At 52.4% G+C, this 18,625-nt stretch carries 13 protein-coding genes; 2 read left to right on the forward strand and 11 right to left on the reverse strand.

The annotated features are described in order from the left end of the window. The first annotated feature begins 36 nt into the window (after nucleotides 1-36). Nucleotides 37-579 (forward strand): hypothetical protein, encoded by a 543-nt coding sequence (locus ACN6MW_RS05245; protein ID WP_419874513.1) that lies wholly within the window; start codon nucleotides 37-39, stop codon nucleotides 577-579. Between the two features lie 79 nt (nucleotides 580-658). On the opposite strand, the gene ACN6MW_RS05250 is transcribed toward ACN6MW_RS05245, so the two are convergent. After that, nucleotides 659-1,939 (reverse strand): adenylosuccinate synthase, encoded by a 1,281-nt coding sequence (locus ACN6MW_RS05250; protein WP_419874514.1) that lies wholly within the window; start codon nucleotides 1,937-1,939, stop codon nucleotides 659-661. 110 nt (nucleotides 1,940-2,049) lie between these two features. Between ACN6MW_RS05250 and ACN6MW_RS05255 the strand changes: the two genes are divergently transcribed. Then, nucleotides 2,050-2,928 (forward strand): LysR family transcriptional regulator, encoded by an 879-nt coding sequence (locus tag ACN6MW_RS05255; protein WP_419874515.1) that lies wholly within the window; start codon nucleotides 2,050-2,052, stop codon nucleotides 2,926-2,928. 97 nt (nucleotides 2,929-3,025) lie between these two features. Here the strand turns inward: ACN6MW_RS05255 and atzF are convergent, their stop codons facing one another. The 10 genes from atzF to ACN6MW_RS05305 form a co-directional block, all read right to left on the reverse strand. Next, a complete protein-coding gene (gene atzF, locus ACN6MW_RS05260) occupies nucleotides 3,026-4,903 on the reverse strand; it encodes an allophanate hydrolase (protein WP_419874516.1) in 1,878 nt (625 codons plus the stop codon). Next, the gene (gene uca, locus ACN6MW_RS05265; protein ID WP_419874517.1) at nucleotides 4,900-8,535 is read right to left on the reverse strand and encodes an urea carboxylase; all 3,636 of its coding nucleotides are present in this window, start codon (nucleotides 8,533-8,535) and stop codon (nucleotides 4,900-4,902) included. The genes atzF and uca overlap by 4 nt, the downstream gene beginning before the upstream one ends. 54 nt (nucleotides 8,536-8,589) lie before the next feature. Continuing rightward, nucleotides 8,590-9,240 (reverse strand): urea amidolyase associated protein UAAP2, encoded by a 651-nt coding sequence (locus ACN6MW_RS05270; protein ID WP_364146811.1) that lies wholly within the window; start codon nucleotides 9,238-9,240, stop codon nucleotides 8,590-8,592. A gap of 33 nt (nucleotides 9,241-9,273) precedes the next feature. After that, nucleotides 9,274-9,993, reverse strand: a complete 720-nt coding sequence (locus tag ACN6MW_RS05275; protein WP_419874518.1) for an urea amidolyase associated protein UAAP1 — start codon at nucleotides 9,991-9,993, stop codon at nucleotides 9,274-9,276. A 281-nt stretch (nucleotides 9,994-10,274) separates the two neighbouring features. After that, complete coding sequence (locus tag ACN6MW_RS05280) at nucleotides 10,275-11,075, reverse strand: ABC transporter permease (protein ID WP_419874519.1); 801 nt, start codon at nucleotides 11,073-11,075, stop codon at nucleotides 10,275-10,277. Nucleotides 11,076-11,081: 6 nt separating this feature from the next. Then, nucleotides 11,082-12,095, reverse strand: coding sequence for an aliphatic sulfonate ABC transporter substrate-binding protein (locus ACN6MW_RS05285; protein ID WP_419874520.1), 1,014 nt, complete (start codon nucleotides 12,093-12,095; stop codon nucleotides 11,082-11,084). A 430-nt stretch (nucleotides 12,096-12,525) separates the two neighbouring features. After that, nucleotides 12,526-14,304: a sensor histidine kinase gene (locus ACN6MW_RS05290; RefSeq protein ID WP_419874521.1), complete on the reverse strand. Its 1,779-nt coding sequence runs from the start codon at nucleotides 14,302-14,304 to the stop codon at nucleotides 12,526-12,528. Then, nucleotides 14,301-15,842 carry a helix-turn-helix domain-containing protein gene (locus ACN6MW_RS05295; RefSeq protein WP_419874522.1) on the reverse strand — a complete coding sequence of 514 codons (1,542 nt, stop codon included), beginning with the start codon at nucleotides 15,840-15,842 and terminating at the stop codon, nucleotides 14,301-14,303. The genes ACN6MW_RS05290 and ACN6MW_RS05295 overlap by 4 nt, the downstream gene beginning before the upstream one ends. Nucleotides 15,843-15,969: 127 nt before the next feature. Further along, a complete protein-coding gene (locus ACN6MW_RS05300; RefSeq protein WP_419874523.1) occupies nucleotides 15,970-17,640 on the reverse strand; it encodes an extracellular solute-binding protein in 1,671 nt (556 codons plus the stop codon). Between the two features lie 77 nt (nucleotides 17,641-17,717). Further along, complete coding sequence (locus tag ACN6MW_RS05305) at nucleotides 17,718-18,614, reverse strand: carbohydrate ABC transporter permease (RefSeq protein WP_364146795.1); 897 nt, start codon at nucleotides 18,612-18,614, stop codon at nucleotides 17,718-17,720. Between the last annotated feature and the right edge of the window lie 11 nt (nucleotides 18,615-18,625).

Here is an 18,625-nt window from a genome sequence, read left to right on the forward strand (position 1 = left end):
CGCAATACTATTTTAACAGAAGGAGAAGATGATCACATGATTACCGCTTTTATCATCGGCTGTGAAATTGGTTTTTGGGTGTTTGTGCTCGCCGGCTTAGTATTCCGCTATATTTTCCGATTAAAGAAACTGGGCAAGCTTTTCCTATACAGTACGCCGCTCATTGATCTGGCATTAGTTATCGCTACGGTTTATGATCTGCGCGGAGGCGCGGAGGCGACCTTCGCCCACAGCCTGGCTGCCGTCTATATCGGCGTGTCCATCGCCTTCGGGCACCGGATGATTAAATGGGCGGATGAGCGCTTCGCCTACCGCTTCGCCGGCGGTCCCGAGCCTGCCGGCAAACCAAAATACGGAAAAGAGCATGCTCGCCATGAACGGAACGGATGGCTGCATCATCTTCTCGCATGGGGGATCGGTTCTCTCATTTTATATGGCATGATTGTTATGGTTGGCAATGAGGCGCGAACGGAAGCATTGTCCGAATCGCTGCAGTTTTGGCAGATCGTGCTCGGCATCGATTTTGTCATAAGCTTTAGCTATACATTATGGCCGCGCAAGGAAAAAGCAGTATCCTGATTGCCAGGATACTGCTTTTCCTTTTCCTCGCGTGCCAGCTAAATGGATTAGGCGTACGCTCCGGCCGCACATCGATGTTTTAAAGCGTGATGAGCTGCTCGCGTTTCGGCCCAACCGATACGCTGCCGACCTTTACGCCTATGGAAGCTTCTACGAAGCGAACATACTGCTGCGCTGCCTCAGGTAAATCCTCGAACCTGCGTATATGCGAAATGTCGCATTTCCATCCTGGAAGGCGCTCCAAGACCGGCTTTGCTTCTTGCAGCTTAGCCGTTACGGGAAACGACTCCTTCACGATTTGCCCATCCCATTCATAGCCGACGCAAACCGGTATTTCCTCTAAGTAGCCGAGCACATCAAGATTCGTAAGCGCAGCCTCCGTAGCTCCTTGAAGCATGCAGCCGTATCGCGTAGCAACCGCATCAAACCAGCCCACCCGGCGGGGCCTGCCCGTCGTTACTCCGAATTCTCCCGCGTCGCCACCCAATCGGCGCAGCTGATCCGCTGCTTCACCGGTCAGCTCGCTAACAAAAGGACCTGCTCCCACGCAGCTGGAATACGCTTTGGTTACCGCAATAATTCGCGTAATCGCGTACGGCGGCAATCCCGCTCCGACCGGCGCAAACCCTGCCAGCGTCGATGAAGAGGTCGAATACGGATAAATCCCATGGTCGGGGTCGCGCAATGCGCCAAGCTGTCCCTCCAGCAAAACCGGCTGACCGGAGCGGTAAGCGTCATGGAGAAGCCTGCTTGTATCGCAAACGAACGGACTCAGCTTCTCCGCTTGGCTGCGCAGCTCAGGCAGCAGTTCGCGTGCCTGAATTGGCTTACGGTTATACAGCTGCTCGAGAAGTATATTTTTCGCCGCCAAAGATTGCCCGAGGCGCTGCAGCAGCCGTTCCTCATCGTATAAATCCGCTACCTGAACGCCAAGCTTTGCATATTTATCCGCATAAAACGGAGCAATTCCGCGCTTGGTCGATCCGAAGCCGTTATCGCCGAGCCGCGACTCCTCCAGTTCATCGAACAGCCGATGAATCGGAAGCACGACCTGTGCCCGTTCCGATATCCGGATGCGGGGCTCCGGAACGCCCCTGCGGAGCAGCTCCTCCCGTTCCCCCAGCAGCACGTCAATATCCAATGCCGTGCCCGGACCGATAACGTTCGTAATTTCCGGATAAAACACACCCGACGGCAGCATGTGAAGCGCAAATTTTCCGTAGCTGTTTATAATCGTATGCCCTGCATTGCTACCCCCCTGGTACCGAACGACAAATGAGGACGCTGCCGCCAACGCATCCGTCATTTTGCCCTTGCCTTCATCTCCCCAGTTCGCTCCAACTATCGCGGTTACCGTCAAAGCACTCGCCTCCCGATCTTGTGTAATCCTTACAACGTTTATTATAATGATCGTAACTGCATTAGAATAATTGATATAACTAATACCATCTATTAGGTGAGGTAATGATCATGATCGTTAATATGGAGTGGTACCGTGTCTTTTACTGGACAGCCAAGACAGGCAGCCTGTCGCGTGCGGCCGAGCAGCTATATATTACACAGCCTGCCGTTACGCATACCATTAAACAGTTAGAGGCAAAGCTGGGCGGACAGCTGTTTTTTCGCATGGCCAAAGGAGTGAAGCTTACGGCAGAGGGCGAGGTGCTTTACCGTTACATCGAGCAAGCCTATACCTTCATGGAGTCCGGGGAGAAAATGCTTGCCGAAATGCATAATCTGCAGAGCGGTGAAATTAGCATCGGCGCCAGCGATACGTTATGCAAGCATTATTTATTGCCTTATTTGGAGCGTTTCCACTCCGAGTATCCAAGCATTCGCATCCGCGTGACCAATCGCACAACCCCTGAAACGATAGCGCTGCTTAAGGAGGGCAAAATCGATTTCGGCATCGTGCACATGCCCGCCTCCGACAGTCAGCTCGACTTTCGGGAAAGCACTACATTGCATGATATACTCGCCTGCGGCCATGCTTATTCCGCGCTAGGCAGCTCTGTATTGGATCTTGCAGATCTTCCCCGGCATCCTTTGCTGCTCTTGGAGAAAGAAGCCGGCACCCGCCGTCTCCTGGACGAATATGCCGAAGCGCATGGCGTTAAGCTGAGTCCCGAACTAGAGCTGGGCAGCTTCGATTTGCTCGCCCAATTCGCGCGCAGCGGCTTTGGGCTGGCCTTCCTCATCCGTGAATATGTAAAAGAAGAGCTCGCCGCCGGCTCGCTGATCGAGATCCCGCTCCATCCTCCCGTCCCCGCGCGCAGCATCGGCATCGCTACGCTTCGCCGCGTACCAAGCTCCTCGGCGGCCAAACGGTTTCTTGAGCTGCTGCCTTAAGCGCTTTTTTATGTATACGGGCAGTTCGGCTGCAGTAAGTAAAAAAAGGCTTCCTCCATCTCGCGAACAAGACGAAGGAAGCCTTCCCTAACCACAGTTACGGCTGCGGGATTCGCCGCCAGCCACCGTATTCCGTAATATCCTCTGCCTCTGCTGCCGCATAAGCTTCGCACACGAAGCCGGAAACCTCCGTGCCGTCCAGCAGCTCGACTTTCCCGATGCCTAGCGGAGCCGGAATTAGGGCAGTAAATAGCCCGAGGGAAGCCGGTGACATTTCCCACAGCTCCAGCTCGATGCTTGCGCCGCCCTGCTGCTGCTTGATCATGCCCGGTTTCGCTGGCGTCGTTGGCAGCTTAACCAGTTTGTAACGGGGCGCTGAGCATGCTTCACGGATGAAACGCGCATTCAAGCCGATCATTTGCTTCTCAAGCGGATAACCCCGCATATGCAAACCACACACCGCTACGGTTATCGATTGCTCCGCGGGATGATCGGCGTTAGGAGCCATTTCCTGCCGCTTTCCATTCGGGGCAGCTGTCTCGGGAACGCTATCCTCTGCTGAGCTTTCTGCCCGCCCCGGATCTAATTGCTCCGACGCTGCCGGTCCTCCAATAAGAGTCTGCTCCCCGCCTCTCAGAAACGAACGCGCCGCTTCGATCATCAGATGCTCGTTGTCTGCTAACGCGAACAGCGTAATGCCGAAGGGCAGCCGCTCCCCTGCAGCGTCCGAAGGTACCGCTGCTGCGCATAAATCGAGTAAATTGCAATGGTTCGTGTAACGTCCCATGTCGCTGTTCGTGCTGTAAGGCTCCTTTCTCGCCTGCTCCCGTGTCCAGGTTCCGCCGCAGGTCGGCATGACGAGCACCGCATCCTGCAGCAGCTTTCTCGCCTCAAGCTTATAAGCCTGCAGCTTATGCATGGCGTTAAACACCGATGCCGCATCATGCTCAGCAGACGCGCCTGAACGCAAAATGCGTTCGGTTACCGGGAAGGCGGCTCCCGGATTCGAATCGATGAATCCGCTCAAGTCTGCCCAGCGCTCCGCAACCCATGGACCATCGTACAAAATTGCAGCCGCATCCGAAAACAAATCATAATCCACATACTCAATCGTTAGGTTCAATTGCGCCAGGCGGCCAATTGCCGCAAGCCAGGCGCGTTCATACTCCGCAGCGAACGGCCCGTAGAAAGCAACGGCCTGCTTGGGCAAGCAGACCTTGGCCGGAAGCTTTGCTTGCTGCCGCTTCACCTCGCGCGACCACGGATCGTTCTCGTGTATGCCGCGTGTTACGCCGTCCACAACGAGCGCCTCCTCCAAACGGTGAGCGAATACCGTCACGCAATCCAGGCTTGCGCAAGCCGGAACGACGCCTTTTACCGGCCACGAGCCAAGACTCGGCTTAAAGCCCACAAGTTCATTCAAAGCTGCAGGTACGCGGCCGGAGCCGGCCGTATCCGTGCCTAGCGCAAATACGGCATGGCCGCGGGCTACCGCGACGGCCGAGCCGGAGCTCGAGCCGCCGCTGATCAGCTCCGGCCGGAGCGCATTTTGCGTCTCTCCGTAGGAACTGCGGGTACCGACAAGGCCTGTCGCGAATTGATCGAGGTTCGTTTTGCCAAGAGGAATTGCCCCTGCGGCTACCAGCCTTTCCACTACGGCTGCATGCTCCTGCGGCGTATACGCGAATGCCGGGCAGCCAGCCGTGGTCGGAATGCCGGCTACATCGATATTATCCTTTACCGCGAACGGAATACCCCAAAGCGGAGCTGCCGCCGGGTCCAGCTCAGCCAGCTTTTCCAAATAAGGCTTCATCGCTTCCATCGTCGGAGGCGTGATCCAAACATTCATCCCCGCATCCGCTTCCGCGCGCCGAATAATTTCCAGCACAACCTCCTCTGGCATCAACGATCCGCTCTTGTAGCCGATGTGAAGCCATTCCATCGTCAAATGAAGGGGAAATCCGCGCTTTGTCATACAACCGCCTCCGTTTCCTTATGCTGCAAAATACCGACAATAAGCTGCCCCGCATGGACTTGATCGCCCGGGCTCACATGCACCGAGCATACCTCGCCGTCGCAGGAGGCCTGCTGCGAGAACTCCATTTTCATGCTCTCCACAATGATAAGCGTATCGCCCTTTTTCACCCGCTCGCCGGGACTCACGAGCACTTTCCATACACTGCCCGGCATTGTGCAGCGAATCGCGGCAGCACCTTCCTGCAGCTCCTCCTCCTGCTCCGTCCGCTCCGGTTCATGCTCCGCAACATACTCGGCAAGCCCCAGCTCCTTCCAGCTCTCGCGCTCCGCTTGGAAGGATGCCTGCTGCTTTTCTTTAAACGCAGCTGCGCTCTCTTCGATAGATCCCAAAAATTTTAAATACTCGCCAAGATCAAACGTCGTTTCCGTAATGTCCGCTTCATAACGGCCTCGCAGGAAATCCTCGCGCAGCTTCAGCAGCTCATCGGCCTCCACGGGATAAAATTGAATTTGGTCAAAAAACCGCAGCAGCCATGGCTTGCCGGGTTTAAAGCTTTCCGTGCTGCGCAGGCGGTTCCACATTTGGATCGTGCGTCCAACGAATTGGTAGCCTCCGGGACCTTCCATCCCGTACACGCACATGTAGGCGCCGCCGATGCCGACCGCATTTTCCGGCGTCCACGTGCGCGCCGGGTTGTATTTCGTCGTGACCAGGCGATGACGCGGATCGACCGGCGTTGCAACCGGAGCGCCCAAGTAAACGTCGCCTAATCCGAGCACCAAATAGTTAGCTTCGTATACGGTTTTTTGCACATCCTCGATGCTCTCCAGCCCATTGATACGCCTAATGAATTCAATATTGCTTGGGCACCAAGGCGCATCCGGGCGAACCGTTTGCTGGTAGCGGTCGATCGCAAGCTGCGTGGCCGGGTCATCCCAGGACAACGGCAGGCGTACGATGCGCGAGGGCACCTGAATCGTCTCCAGCGGCGGCAGCATGCTGTCCAGCTCCAAAATAATCGAGCAAGCCTCGCTAACCGTAATGTTGGAACGGTCGATATGCACCTGCAAGGAGCGGATGCCCGGCGTCAAATCCAGCACAGGAATGCGTCCCGATTGCTCGATGGCCTGCATAAGCGCATGCGCTTGGAAGCGCAGTAGAAGATCCAGCTCTAATTCGCCGTATTCCACAAGCAAATTCTCATCGCCGCTGCAGCGGATTTTGATCGGAAACCTGCGGCCTTCCGCCTCGTTAACGAGAAGCGGATAATCCGGCGTCAGAGCCGTAACTTCCGCCTTCAGCTCTGCGCTTGGCAAGCCCTCGCGCGCGGATCCCCCAATCGCCTCCAGTTTACGCTCCTGCTGGTCCCGCAGCTCATCGGCTTCCTCAAGCGTCAACAGCCGGAACCGCACTTTATCGCCGGCATGGAGCTGCCCGATTTTCCAGAACTGCGCCGATGCCGTCGTAACCGGACACACGAACCCGCCGAGGCTCGGTCCATCCGGTCCAAGCAGGATCGGCATGTCTCCCGTCAAATCCAACGTGCCGACCGCATAGGCATTATCATGTATATTCGAGGGGTGAAGCCCCGCTTCTCCGCCGTCCTCCCGCGTCCAGAGGGGAGCCGGCCCAATCAGGCGAACGCCGGTGCGCGAGCTGTTAAAATGAACCTCGAAAGCCGTCTCCGACAGCTGCTTTAAATATTCGGGCTTTAGGAATTCTCCCGTGCAATGCGGTCCGGGAATGACGCCAATCGTCCATTCCCGCGTCATTTGCGGCCGTTCGGCGGGAGCAAGCTCCGCCAAGGCAATCGGTTCAGCGCCTTTGTTTACGCCAAGCACATCGCCCGCGCGCAGCGCACGGCCGCCGTGTCCGCCGAAGCCTCCAAGGGTGAAAGTCGCGGCGCTCCCGAGAATGCGCGGCATATCAAAGCCTCCGGCAACGAGCAAATACGTACGCAGGCCCATTTGCGCTTCCCCAAAGCTAAGCACCTGTCCGCGTTCCGCAAACGCCGGCTTGTAGGACTCTACCCTCACGCCGTCCAGCTGTGCCTGCATATCCGCGCCGGTTACGCAAAACCATACGCCGCTGCGGAATTTATACGAGCCCCCGCGCAGCGTAAGCTCAAGGCCGGCGGCATGATTGCCGTTGCCGAGCAATTTATTGCCTATGCGGAAGGAATAAGGGTCCATCGGTCCGCATGGCGGTACGCCGACATCCCAGTGCCCTACCCGGCCCGGCCAATCCTGCACCGTCGTTTGCACGCCGCCGTCGACTACTTCAAGCGCATGCTCCGCCGGTTCAAAGCCGTTTAACAGCTGCGTATACACATGGCCGTCCGCCACATCTTGATCCCCGAGCAGCGCCTGCAAGTATTGCAGGTTCGTCGTAATGCCGTACATTCTCGTCTCGGAAAGGGCCTGAATCAGCTTCCCTATCGCTTCCTCCCGGTTGGCGCCATGCACGATGATTTTGGCCAGCATCGGATCATAAAGCGTCGTCACCGTAAGGCCGTCTCTTACCCAGGACTCATTGCGGGCGTTAGCCGAGAATACGGCTTGATCCAGCTGTCCCGCGCTTGGCCGGAAATTTTGCAAGCAGTCCTCTGCGTAGATTCTCGCTTGGATGCTGTGTCCAACCGGCGCATTTACCAGCGATTGCAAATCGGTAAGCTCATACGCCGCTTCCCGTATCATCCATTCGACTAGATCTACGCCCAGCACCTCTTCGGTTACGCCATGCTCCACCTGCAGCCGCGTATTCACCTCAAGGAAATAAAATTCGCCGGATTCCGGATCGTACAAATACTCGACCGTTCCCGCGCTGCGATAGCCCGCTTCCGCCGCGAGGCGCTTCGATGCGCCGAACATCGCATTTCGTACCTCATCCGACAGATTTGGAGCCGGACTCTCTTCAATCACCTTTTGGTTGCGGCGCTGAATGGAGCAATCGCGTTCGCCGAGCGTAACGACCTCGCCGAAGCCGTTGCCGAAGATTTGAACCTCGACATGCCGTGCTCTTGCAATATATTTCTCCAAAAACAACCCGCCGTTTTTGAAGTTCGTTTCCGCCAAATGCTTTACGCCGTCATAAGCCGAGCGCAGCGCTTCCTCATCGGCGCAAATCCGCATTCCGATGCCGCCGCCCCCTGCCGTGCTCTTCAATATAACGGGATAGCCGATCTCGCCAGCCTGCTCTAGCGCTTCCGAAAGCTCCGTAATCAATGCCGTTCCCGGCAATAACGGAACGCCTGCCCGCTCGGCGAGTTCCCTCGCCGAATGCTTCAGGCCGAACATCTCCATTTGCTCCGGAGCGGGACCGATGAATACAATGCCGTGCTCGCGGCAAGCGCGGGCAAAATCCGCATTTTCGCTAAGGAACCCGTAACCCGGATGAATCGCCTGCGCCCCTGTTTCTAACGCCGTTTGCAAAATAAGCTCCGCATTCAAATAACTTTCTTTGGCTGGACCTTCCCCGATAAGAACAGCTTCGTCCGCCTGATCGACATGCAGGCTGTCTTGATCGGCTCCCGTATACACAGCAACCGAAGAAATCCCAAGCCTGCGCAGTGTGCGCTCTATTCGTACCGCGATAGCGCCGCGGTTTGCAATCAATACTTTCGTGAACATCGTAACCTCTCCTCGCCAAGTAGCTATCATGTATTTGTATAAAGAAGATTGCTGCTATTGATTCCAGACAAGCACCCGAACCGGCGTTGGATTATAGGCATTGCACGGATTGTTGAGCTGCGGGCAATTGCTGAGCAGCGCCGTCGTACGGCAAAGCGATTGAAGCTCGACATACGCGCCCGGCGAGGATACGCCATCCGCGAATTGCAGGCCTCCGTCTGCCGTCACCGGCACATTCATGAAGAAGTTAATATTCGGAGCCAAGTCCCGTTTGGAATAATTCCCGTTCCGCTTCGCCAGCTGCAGCATAAACGTATCCCGGCAATTGTGCATGTGAAGCTTATCATGCGAATAACGCACCGTATTGCTCTGCGCGGAGCAGGAGCCGCCTACCGTATCATGCCGACCGCAGGTATCCGCAACGATTCGCAGCATTTCCTTTCCGGATTCGGAGAGCAGTACGCTTCCTGCCGTCAAATAGATATTGCCTTGACCGGCAATCGTCGCTACCGCGCTATAATGGTCCTCTGGATGATCGGCATCGTAAAATAACGTGTCAGCCGCTTGATTTCCTTCCAAATCAACGATTCGCAGCACTTGGCCGGGCTGCAGGTCATACATCCAGCCGTCACCTGCCGCAATTACTTCATCATATATTGCATCCTCCGCCCTGCGCGGACTTTCCACCCGATTAAAAACAGCCATATGCCATTCCTCCTGATCAATGATTGATAAGTCCTATAGGCCTTGCAGCAGGTAATATTCCTGCGTATTCTCATATGCGCGCCGGTTCTCCGGCCGATAGTTCAAGCAATAATCATCTTCCGCGGCAGCGTCAGCTTCCAAAACCTCGAAATGAACGGGAACGGAAGGATACTCGCTGCTTGGATCGAGCGGGTTAGGCGTGTTCGACAGCACGAGCAGCACATCCATATCGGTTCTGAGCGTTACGGCAGCCCCGGCCCGGCAATGCTCCGGGCTAAAATGCATCCGGCCCTGCTCATCGCAAAACACTTTGGAAAACAGATTCACGACGGGAACAAGATCCCTCACGCCTAGACCGTTTCTCACCAGCTCGACCGCAAAATTTTCTTGCCCGCTGCGCAGCCATTCGTTCCGCAGCTCCTGGTAGGCGGTCCTGCCATACTTTGCATCCGTGGCTTTGCGGCTTGTGTACCCGCTTATCGTATCGTGCCAGCCAAGCTGGTCCTCAACAATGCTGGCCAGCAACCGTCCGTTATCGCTCATCAGCACATTCCCTTTCGTTAAATGCGAGGTATACTGCGCTTTTAGCGTGTCGGGCATATTGTAGCGTTCCGTCAGATCCTTGGCGTTATAGAGAAGCAGGGATAGATTGGCCCCCGCTTCCAATGCGGTAAACCGCAGCAATCTCCCCCGGCTGACCGTTCCTGACCACTTTCCTCCTGGTTGAATGGTTTTACTCCAAATGCTGCTCATCGCTGTTTCCCCCTTGATTGATTGGTTGGTCTTAAAAATAAAGAAAACCCGGGAGAGAATCTCCCAGGCTTTTGTCCTTCCGTGTACTATAGCGGGCTGCGTTATGGAATAACCGCCCTGCTATATGCCGTCTCTCGGACCAGACCTGCTGAAAGCTGACGATGGTTTTGCTTAATCCCTTCTCGTCAACTGTCTTCAACGGAACCCTAGACAGCTCTTCGTTCTCAATGGCAATCATGAGAACCTTTATTTAATTGTCCCTAGCTCTAACGTTTATTAAGTTAAGCCCAAGGGAAAAGCCGGCGGTTTAGAAAAGCGAATATCCGGTCGCTGACGAGGCCAAGCAGTCCAATGACAATGATCCCGACAAAAATCTCGTCCGTATTCAAGAAGCGCTGCGCCTTCATAATTTGATAGCCAAGACCGCTGCTGACCGCGACAAGCTCGGAAACGACAAGATAAGTCCACGCCCATCCCAAAATGAGGCGCAGCGTATTCATCAGCTGAGGCTGAATAGCCGGAATAATAACCGTTTCAATTGCTTTCCACCTTGTCGCGCCAAGCGTAAAGGAAGCATGCAGCAGATCATGCGAAACGCGTCTTGTAATATCCGATACCATGAGCACCAGCTGGAAGAAGCAGCCGATAAAGATTAGCAGCACCTTGGCCCATTCCCCAATTCCCGCCCACACCATAATGAGCGGAATAAAGGCTACCGCCGGCATATAGCGGATAAATTCCATCGGCGGCTCCACGAAGGCTTCGCCGTACTTGAAGGTTCCCGCAAATACCCCGATAGGAATCGCGATGACGCAGGCCAATAGGAAGCCTGCCGTTACCCTGAAAACGCTGATTCCGATGTGTCCCCAGTACTCCGGACTGCCGAGATTAAGAATAAGCTGAACCAGCACGGCATGCGGCTTTGGCAGAAAGATCGGACTGACTATCTCCGTATAGCTGAGCAGCGACCATATCCCCAGCAGCAGAACGAAGGAAAAACCCGCCGTTACGGCAAACGGCCTCGGGCCGATGTCTTTGAATAGCTGAAACTTATGCGGTTTACGTCGTATTGGCGTTCCCATCGTTTATCACTTCCCTGCTTTTGGATTGACGAACTGAGGGTCAAACAACTCATCTACGCTGTCAAGCTTATCGACCATATCGAGCTTATAAAGGAAATCGGCCGTTTTAAGCCCCGTATAGCTAAGCGATGTGTAATCCTCGTGCTTCTCGAAAGCTTTGATGTTATCTTCCTTGCCGAATAACTTAATGCTGTCCAGGCCAAGCTTGAAATCCTCCGGCGTCGTCTCTGCCTTCTCGGCAAGCAGCTGGATCGCTTCCTCTTGGTTAGCCTCATACCAAGCCAGCGTATCGAACCAAGCATCTACGATTTTCTGTACATCCCCGGGGCGATTTTTCACCACCGAATCACGGAATACGAGTAAATCAGGAATGAGTCCCGGCGTTTCCTTGGACGAATAAAGCACCTTTCCTTTGCCTTGCTTTACCGCGGTCGTTTGGAACGGCTCCCAGAGCACGGAGGCATCCGTGTTCCCCGAGATAAAAGCCGGACCTGCATCATTTACCGTCATATTGACATATTTGATATCCTTTTCATCCATCCCGTTCTCCGCCAGCGCGGTAAGCAGAAGGAAGTGGTCCACAGTACCCAGCTCCGTTGCAACGGTCTTCCCCTTTAAGTCCTTGATGGACTGGATATCAGGTTTGCTTACGATCGCGTCGCCGCCGAAAGAATTATCGTTAACAAGGACGGCTTTGAGGCCAATGCCCTTGGAAAGCGGCGCGAGCGAATCGCTCAGCGTTTGGCTGTTCGCATCCACCTTGCCGGCTGCTATCGCTTGCAGTGAATCGCTGTATACAGGGAAAAATTCAAGCTTCACGTCTACGCCATGCTTCTCGAAAAACCCCTTCTCCTCTACCAGATACCACATATACCAACCCGGCCATGGACTAAGGGCAATGGTGACCGGATCGCCTGCTGCCCCTCCCGCCGTTTCCTTTGCATTTCCAGAGCATGCAGCCAACCCTATCATGGCTACGATAAGCATTAGTACCGATGCAGCCTTAAGTGATTTTTTCATTTTCCCCACTCCTGTCATCTTTTTTTAAAGAATTCATCGCGAAAATAGCTTTTGCATCCAAAAGACGGTGACCGCCGTTTACGTTTATTAACGCAATAGGCTAAAAAAAAATAAAAGCCCAGGAGAGTGATCTCCCAGGCTTTTATCCTTCCGTGTTATATAGCTGAGCAGGTGTTTAGGCCGCATCATCTATACGCCGTCTCTTGGACCAGGCTTAACTACGTGATGGCGCTTGCTTGCAATTGCGCCGAGCCGTCGTTAACGGAACCCTAGACTGCTTGTCGTTCTCATCGATTGTACTCGAGAACCTTTATTCACTTGTCACGAAACCTTACGTTTAACCGAATTATAGAGCGGAACGTACGGATGTGTCAATATATATGTTAGGTTTTATTACATGTAATCAAAAAAACACACAAAACGCCCTATTTTAAATAGGGCGCTCTGTGTCGTTATCTTTTGTTTTGGCCGGGATGGTGATGCAGACGGAGGTTCCGATTCCCCTTTTGCTGACGATCCTGACGCCGTACTCTGCTCCAAAGTGAAGCCGGATACGTCCGTCTACATTGCGGATGCCATACCCGACGTTCAAGCTTTCCACCGGGTCTGACAACTGACGCAGGATCTCGGGATGAATGCCGATGCCGTCATCTATGACTTGAAACATGATCAGCCCGTCCGCCAGCTTTCCGACGATTCGGATATTAATGCGGTCTCCGTACCAAGCATGTTCTAACGCATTTTCTATAAAAGGCTGCAAGATCAGCTTCACGGTCGTGAACCGCAAAATATCAGGGTCTATATCAAACAAAGCCTGCATCCCGTCGCCGAATTTGGTTTTCTGAATATTAATATAAGCGCCAACCTGCTCCAGCTCGTTTTTGATCGGGATGACGGTTCTGCCTTCATTGAGCGACAGCCGGTAAAATTTGGCCAAATCGAGCACCATCCGCTGCAGCTTGTCCACTTCGCCGAATTTGGCCAGCCGGCTGATCGAAGAAAGGGTGTTATATAAGAAATGAGGATTAATTTGCGCTTGCAGCGATTCAAGCTCCGCTTCCTTTTTCTTAATATTCGTCATATACACTTCTTGGATCAATTCATCAATGTTTTGCCCCATTTCATTAAGAGCGACGGAAATGCGCGTAAACTCGTCCTTCCCTTTAAACATGATCTTCTTCTGGAAATCGCCTTCTTGGAACGCATCCAGCACGCGAACGATTTTGGAAACCTTGCGCGAGTAAAACCGGGATATGAACAACCCTGCGAGTGAAAACACCACATAACATGCCAAACAGATCAGAACCGTCCAAAGCCTGACGTCATTGGTCGCCTTCTCCATGATGTCCGACGGGACAAGCGCAAGAAGATGCCATTTGAGCTGCGGAATCTCTTCGTCAATGACCCAGTAGTCCGCAATCTTCTCCTCGCTCAACGTTTCGCCAAGCCTATAGTCTGTATTACCGGAAGAAAACATAATTTTACGATTCTCGTCAATCGCAAAAATTTTCGTGCCCTTGCCGATTTTTTCAGAATCGACGCTCTCCAGCAAGTCTGTCAGCCTCAGGCTGATCCTTACAAAGCCAATCTCCTCCAGCCTAATCGGATCCGCCATATTAACAAGCCGCCTAAGCAAGGAAATATGCCCAAACTTACTGTCACCCTCCACCTGCTTCCATTGCAAGGTTTGCCCGTAATGCTCCTTCGGGTAATTCAGGTACCACGATTTGTCCAAAATTCTCGTGATATGGTACAAATCGAACAAAGGCCCTTCTGCGTTGAGCGGATCGGTATTTTTATAATTATGGTAAATCTCCGGCAGCGTGTCGTTGTGCAAATAAACCGCAAGGCGCATTTTGTTGTTAGCAGCCTCAATTGTGGTCTGGATTTTGGGCAGGAGCTGCTTCGTCGTCGCCTCGTAGCTGACCCAGCCTTCCTCGTAATGCTGTAAATAAGAAGCTAGATTGCTGTCAAAATAAAGCATGTCCGAGATGCGGGACATATCCTCCATTTTGTACGTAATATTATCCTTCATCTGCTCCAGCGTTCCGTGATTGATCTCGCGGGTTCTCTCTTGAATCGAGTTCGTAAAGATTACATTGGCCGCGTAGCCGACCAGCAAAACCGGTATGATAATAAACAAGCTGTAAGTAAGCATCAGCTTGATCCCGAAAGGCATATACCGATGCTCCGACTTGTGATTGGTCATGTTCGTCTATACTCCAGCGGCGTCATGCCGTACATTTCTTTAAATTGCCTGCTAAAATAGGGCAAATGCCGATAGCCAACGCGATCCGCGATTTCGTATATTTTCATATTGGTCGTTTTGAGCAGCCGGCAGGCTTCCTCCATGCGCAGCTGGATGAAATATTCACTGAAATTTTTGCCCGTTTCCTCTTTGAAAATCAGGCCGAGATAGTTCGGCGAGAGCGAAAATTGCTCTGCCAAATCGCGCAGCGTGATGTTATCCTGCGTACGCTCTTTCATGTAGTCGATCATTTGCTTGATGAGCTTCCAATTTTTTTTGGACTTATTCGCCTGCAGCGTCTCCGATATTTCATAAACCCTGCGCCGCAGCCACAGATGAATGTCGTTGATGGTTTCGAACTGCATGATAATTTCATAATTATTCAATTCCATGCCGAGGAGCTGGAACACGTTTTCGTTCGTTCGTTGCAAATAATTATCAAGCTTCATCACGATATAGAGCGCATAATTCCGCAGCGTAAACTTTGATTTCAAGCTTTTGGCAATCTGGAACAAATCATCAAGCTCGTCATGAATACGAACCAGCTCATACGCTGACATCGCTACAAATAACGCTTCAAGCTTTGCGTCGAGATGCTTGACATCCTCTTTCTCCGCAGGCCTAACCTCTCCGTATCCAATGACCCTGCCCTTGCCATAGAACATTTTCAGATCCAAAGCTTCTACAGCCTGCTTGTAGGAATGGGACAACTCGCTGAAGGAACGGCACTGCTCCCCTACTCCTGCCGTAATCGAAAAAGCATGCTGTTCGTTTACATGGCTGATCATCCGCTCCGGCAAATTCCCGTTATCCGCTTGCTCGATAAGGATTGCGATGCGGGTTTTGCTTATTTTGCAAATTTGCCTTACGCCAAGCTCCGTACAAATCGAAACAACCTGCTGCATCTCATCCCGTTCAGGTTCGCTCTCGTCGCTTTGCTTCCATGACCGATCGTCAATTTCGATAACCGCAGCCATTCCCGGATAACGGAAACGGTTCATCTCATATTCCTGGTTCAGGATCTCAACCGTACGCACACTGCTCGTCCCTTCCAAGAGCTGCAGCAAATATTCATTCTTAACGATCGGAACCATCTGCCAATAAGCATCCTGCCTCTGCCGTTCTTGATCCAAATCCTCGCGAACCTTGAGTAAGGAATCAATCAGCTCCTGATCATCCATCGGCTTCAGCACATAATTAACAGCGTTGAGTGATAATGCCTGCTTCACGTAGCTGAAATCCTGATAGCCGCTGACGAATATAATTTTAATATCCTTGGACAGCTCAAGCGCGCGTCTTGCCAGCTCCAGCCCCGTCATATTCGGCATACGGACGTCGGTAACGATAATGTCTATCTTTTCCGCGTCCAGTACTTTACAGGCGTCAAAGCCGTTCAGTACCCCCGCGACAACCTCCATACCAAGATCCTGCCAAGGGATAAAGGTACGCATTCCTTCCAAATCCAGCCTCTCGTCGTCTGCAAGCAATACTTTATACATGATGTTCTCAGCTCCAATTAGGAAAACGCGATATAGGTTAATGCCAAAAAAAAGATTCTACAGAAACGAAAAAACTCGGGTACACTAAATAGCTTAGTATACCCGCCGTTTTATGAAAATCTATCTATTATTCCGCTTTCATTTTTGCAAGATTCGCTTGCCATTTTTCCGTTTTGAATGCCAGCAGCTTATCGTAGCCCGCCGATTGCGCATCCTTCTCCGCTTGATCAAGGATTGCCAGCACTTCCGCGTCATCCTTTGCAAACAACGCTTTTGCCCTTACCTCAAGATAGAGATCCTCGATACGCTGGCGAATAATGCCTTCTTCGGTTTCCGGCTGCGGATCGATGTTGATGAACTCCGTAGCGTTCGACTGTGTTTTCCAAGTGATTTCACGTTGGTAGCGAGTCGACCAGTTCTGCTGCTCTACCGGCAAAGTCGCTTCGAACTTCGCTTTCGTTGAGTCGATGAATACGGTGTTACCAACCCAATTCAAGTTCGTTGTAATGCCTTGAAGCTTTGCCATCTCTCCTGCTTCAGATGTATATTTGTCCGTGAAAATCGGTGTTTCGCCGTCCGCTTCTACGCCATCCCAGTAGATGCCTGGAGGTCCCCACATCAATGCGCTTTGGCCTTCAGGGCCTGTCAGCCAGTCATAGAAAGCGAAAATCGCTTCTGGGTTTTTCGCTTTTTTCGTAATAACTGTTACGTTCCAACCAAGCATACCATAAGTACCAGGGAAAATTTTATCTTTGTCCAAGCCTTCTTTGTGAATCGGCCAAATCATGAAATATCCCGCTTCCGGATCATTTTTCACGAGCTCGGCATGCGCTTGCATCGCGATTTCCGTCGGGCTTGCCGCTGCGAATACCGCTACTCGGCCGGTCATTACTTTTTCCGTAATTTGATCGATCGTTTGCGTCATGGCATCCTGCGTGATCAATTTCTCGCGGAACAGCTTCGATGTATACTGCATCATTTCGCGGTACTCCGGATCAAGGAAAATCGAAGTCAGCTTATCGCCGTTAGGGACAGCGCGCATGCCTGGAAACTTCTGATCATTTTCTTTGAAAGCCGAGTACAATACGTCAAGGCCTTGTCCGTCTTTTGCCAAATGCGGCTCATAAGGAACTACGTCCGGATACTTTTCTTTCACGAGCTTTAAGTAATTGTATAGATCATCCGTTGTTTCAAGCTTAGGCGAGCCAAGCTCCGTATAGATCTTTTTGTTAACGACATAGCCGGCGTTGCCGTTCGGCTGTTTCGTGTACCAGTTAGGGAACTGATAGAGCTTGCCGTCCTCGGAACGAAGCATGTTGATGCCTTCATCGCCGAGCCATTTTTTCAGGTTAGGATATTTGTCCAGGTAGTCGTCGAAAGGTACGAGGAGATCTGCGCTGCGCAGTTTTTCCACATCGACACGCTCCAGCCAGATCGCGTCAGGCAGGTCGCCGGTTGCGATCATTGTGTTCAGCTTCTGAGGAGCCGCGCCGCCGGAATGGATAGGTTTTACATTGACTTTCTTCGTATCTCTAATCCATGTGCTTGTAATATCCCCGCCCCAAGCAGGCATTGTGTACCAATCATAATGACCGTAAAGCGTAAAATCTAGCTGCTCCTTGCCCAGCTCATAAACCGATGCCGGTTTGTTGCTGTTATTCGCATCCGCCGTGTTGTTTGATGTTTCTCCGTTGCCGGAATTGCCGGAATTACCGCCGTTGCCGCTGCATCCTGCCAATAAAGAAACGGCCATAAAAGCGGAGACGATAGGGACGAGCAGTTTACTTTTCGCTTTCATCTGTATAAAATCCCCTTTCAAGCTCTTTTTTATATGTTCAAAGCTTACGCTCTAAACCGCTTTTCATACGCTGCCTGCTACTCTTTCAAGGAGCCGACCAGTACACCCTTTACGAAATACTTTTGCACGAAAGGATAAATCATAATAATGGGAATCGTGGCTACCATCATGGTCGCCATGGACAACGATTTGCTCGTCACCGTTCTCATTTTGGCTAGTTGCCCTTGTGCCGCGGAATCAAGCTGCGACATTTGGTCTGATACGATGTTCGAATTCAAAATCTGCTTTAACATCGTTTGTATAGGCAGAAGCTTTTCATTGGTGATGTAAATGCTTGGACCAAACCAGTCATTCCAATGAAAAACAGCGGTAAACAGCGATAGTGTCGCAATCACGGGTCCGGAGAGCGGAACGACGATCCGGAAGAAAATGCCCCAATTGCCGCTTCCGTCAATTTTGGCCGATTCCTCGAGACCTGCGGGCAAGCCTTGGAAGAAGGTCCGGAAAATAATCATGTTCCACACGCTGACCAGCGAAGGGATAATGAATACCCAGAACGTATTCATCAGGTGAAGCTCGCGAATCAGGAGAAAGGATGGAATAAGCCCGCCGCTGAAATACATCGTGATGATACATAAAATCATGTAAAACTTGCGGCCCATCAGCTCTTTCTTCGAAATGCCGTATGCGAATATGGCCGTTACAAGAATGGATGCCGCCGTACCGACGACCGTTCTGGCAATCGAGACTAGAAATGCGCCGACCAGACGCTTGTCCTTGAAGACGATGCCGTAGTTCTCCAGCGTCCAGGTGCGCGGCCAAAAGGTGACGCCGCCCTTAGCCGTATCTATGCCGGCATTAAATGAAATGACGAGCGCATTCCAGAATGGGTAAAAGGTAAGAAAAGCTAATAACGTAAGTATGATATAGATGGTTACCGTCATGACGCGGTCTCCGAAGCTGAGCCTGATCACTGCATCCTCCG

Origin of the sequence: Pristimantibacillus sp. PTI5 (assembly GCF_048572955.1) — a bacterium.
In the GTDB taxonomy this organism is placed as follows: domain Bacteria; phylum Bacillota; class Bacilli; order Paenibacillales; family Paenibacillaceae; genus Pristimantibacillus.

Coding starts and splice junctions, on each gene's coding strand:
- ACN6MW_RS05255 (WP_419874515.1), top strand. CDS start 2,050: ATGATCGTTAATATGGAGTGGTACCGTGTCTTTTACTGGACAGCCAAG.
- uca (WP_419874517.1), bottom strand. CDS start 8,535: ATGTTCACGAAAGTATTGATTGCAAACCGCGGCGCTATCGCGGTACGA.
- ACN6MW_RS05290 (WP_419874521.1), bottom strand. CDS start 14,304: ATGACCAATCACAAGTCGGAGCATCGGTATATGCCTTTCGGGATCAAG.
- ACN6MW_RS05270 (WP_364146811.1), bottom strand. CDS start 9,240: ATGGCTGTTTTTAATCGGGTGGAAAGTCCGCGCAGGGCGGAGGATGCA.
- ACN6MW_RS05275 (WP_419874518.1), bottom strand. CDS start 9,993: ATGAGCAGCATTTGGAGTAAAACCATTCAACCAGGAGGAAAGTGGTCA.
- ACN6MW_RS05280 (WP_419874519.1), bottom strand. CDS start 11,075: ATGGGAACGCCAATACGACGTAAACCGCATAAGTTTCAGCTATTCAAA.
- ACN6MW_RS05285 (WP_419874520.1), bottom strand. CDS start 12,095: ATGAAAAAATCACTTAAGGCTGCATCGGTACTAATGCTTATCGTAGCC.
- atzF (WP_419874516.1), bottom strand. CDS start 4,903: ATGACAAAGCGCGGATTTCCCCTTCATTTGACGATGGAATGGCTTCAC.
- ACN6MW_RS05245 (WP_419874513.1), top strand. CDS start 37: ATGATTACCGCTTTTATCATCGGCTGTGAAATTGGTTTTTGGGTGTTT.
- ACN6MW_RS05300 (WP_419874523.1), bottom strand. CDS start 17,640: ATGAAAGCGAAAAGTAAACTGCTCGTCCCTATCGTCTCCGCTTTTATG.
- ACN6MW_RS05295 (WP_419874522.1), bottom strand. CDS start 15,842: ATGTATAAAGTATTGCTTGCAGACGACGAGAGGCTGGATTTGGAAGGA.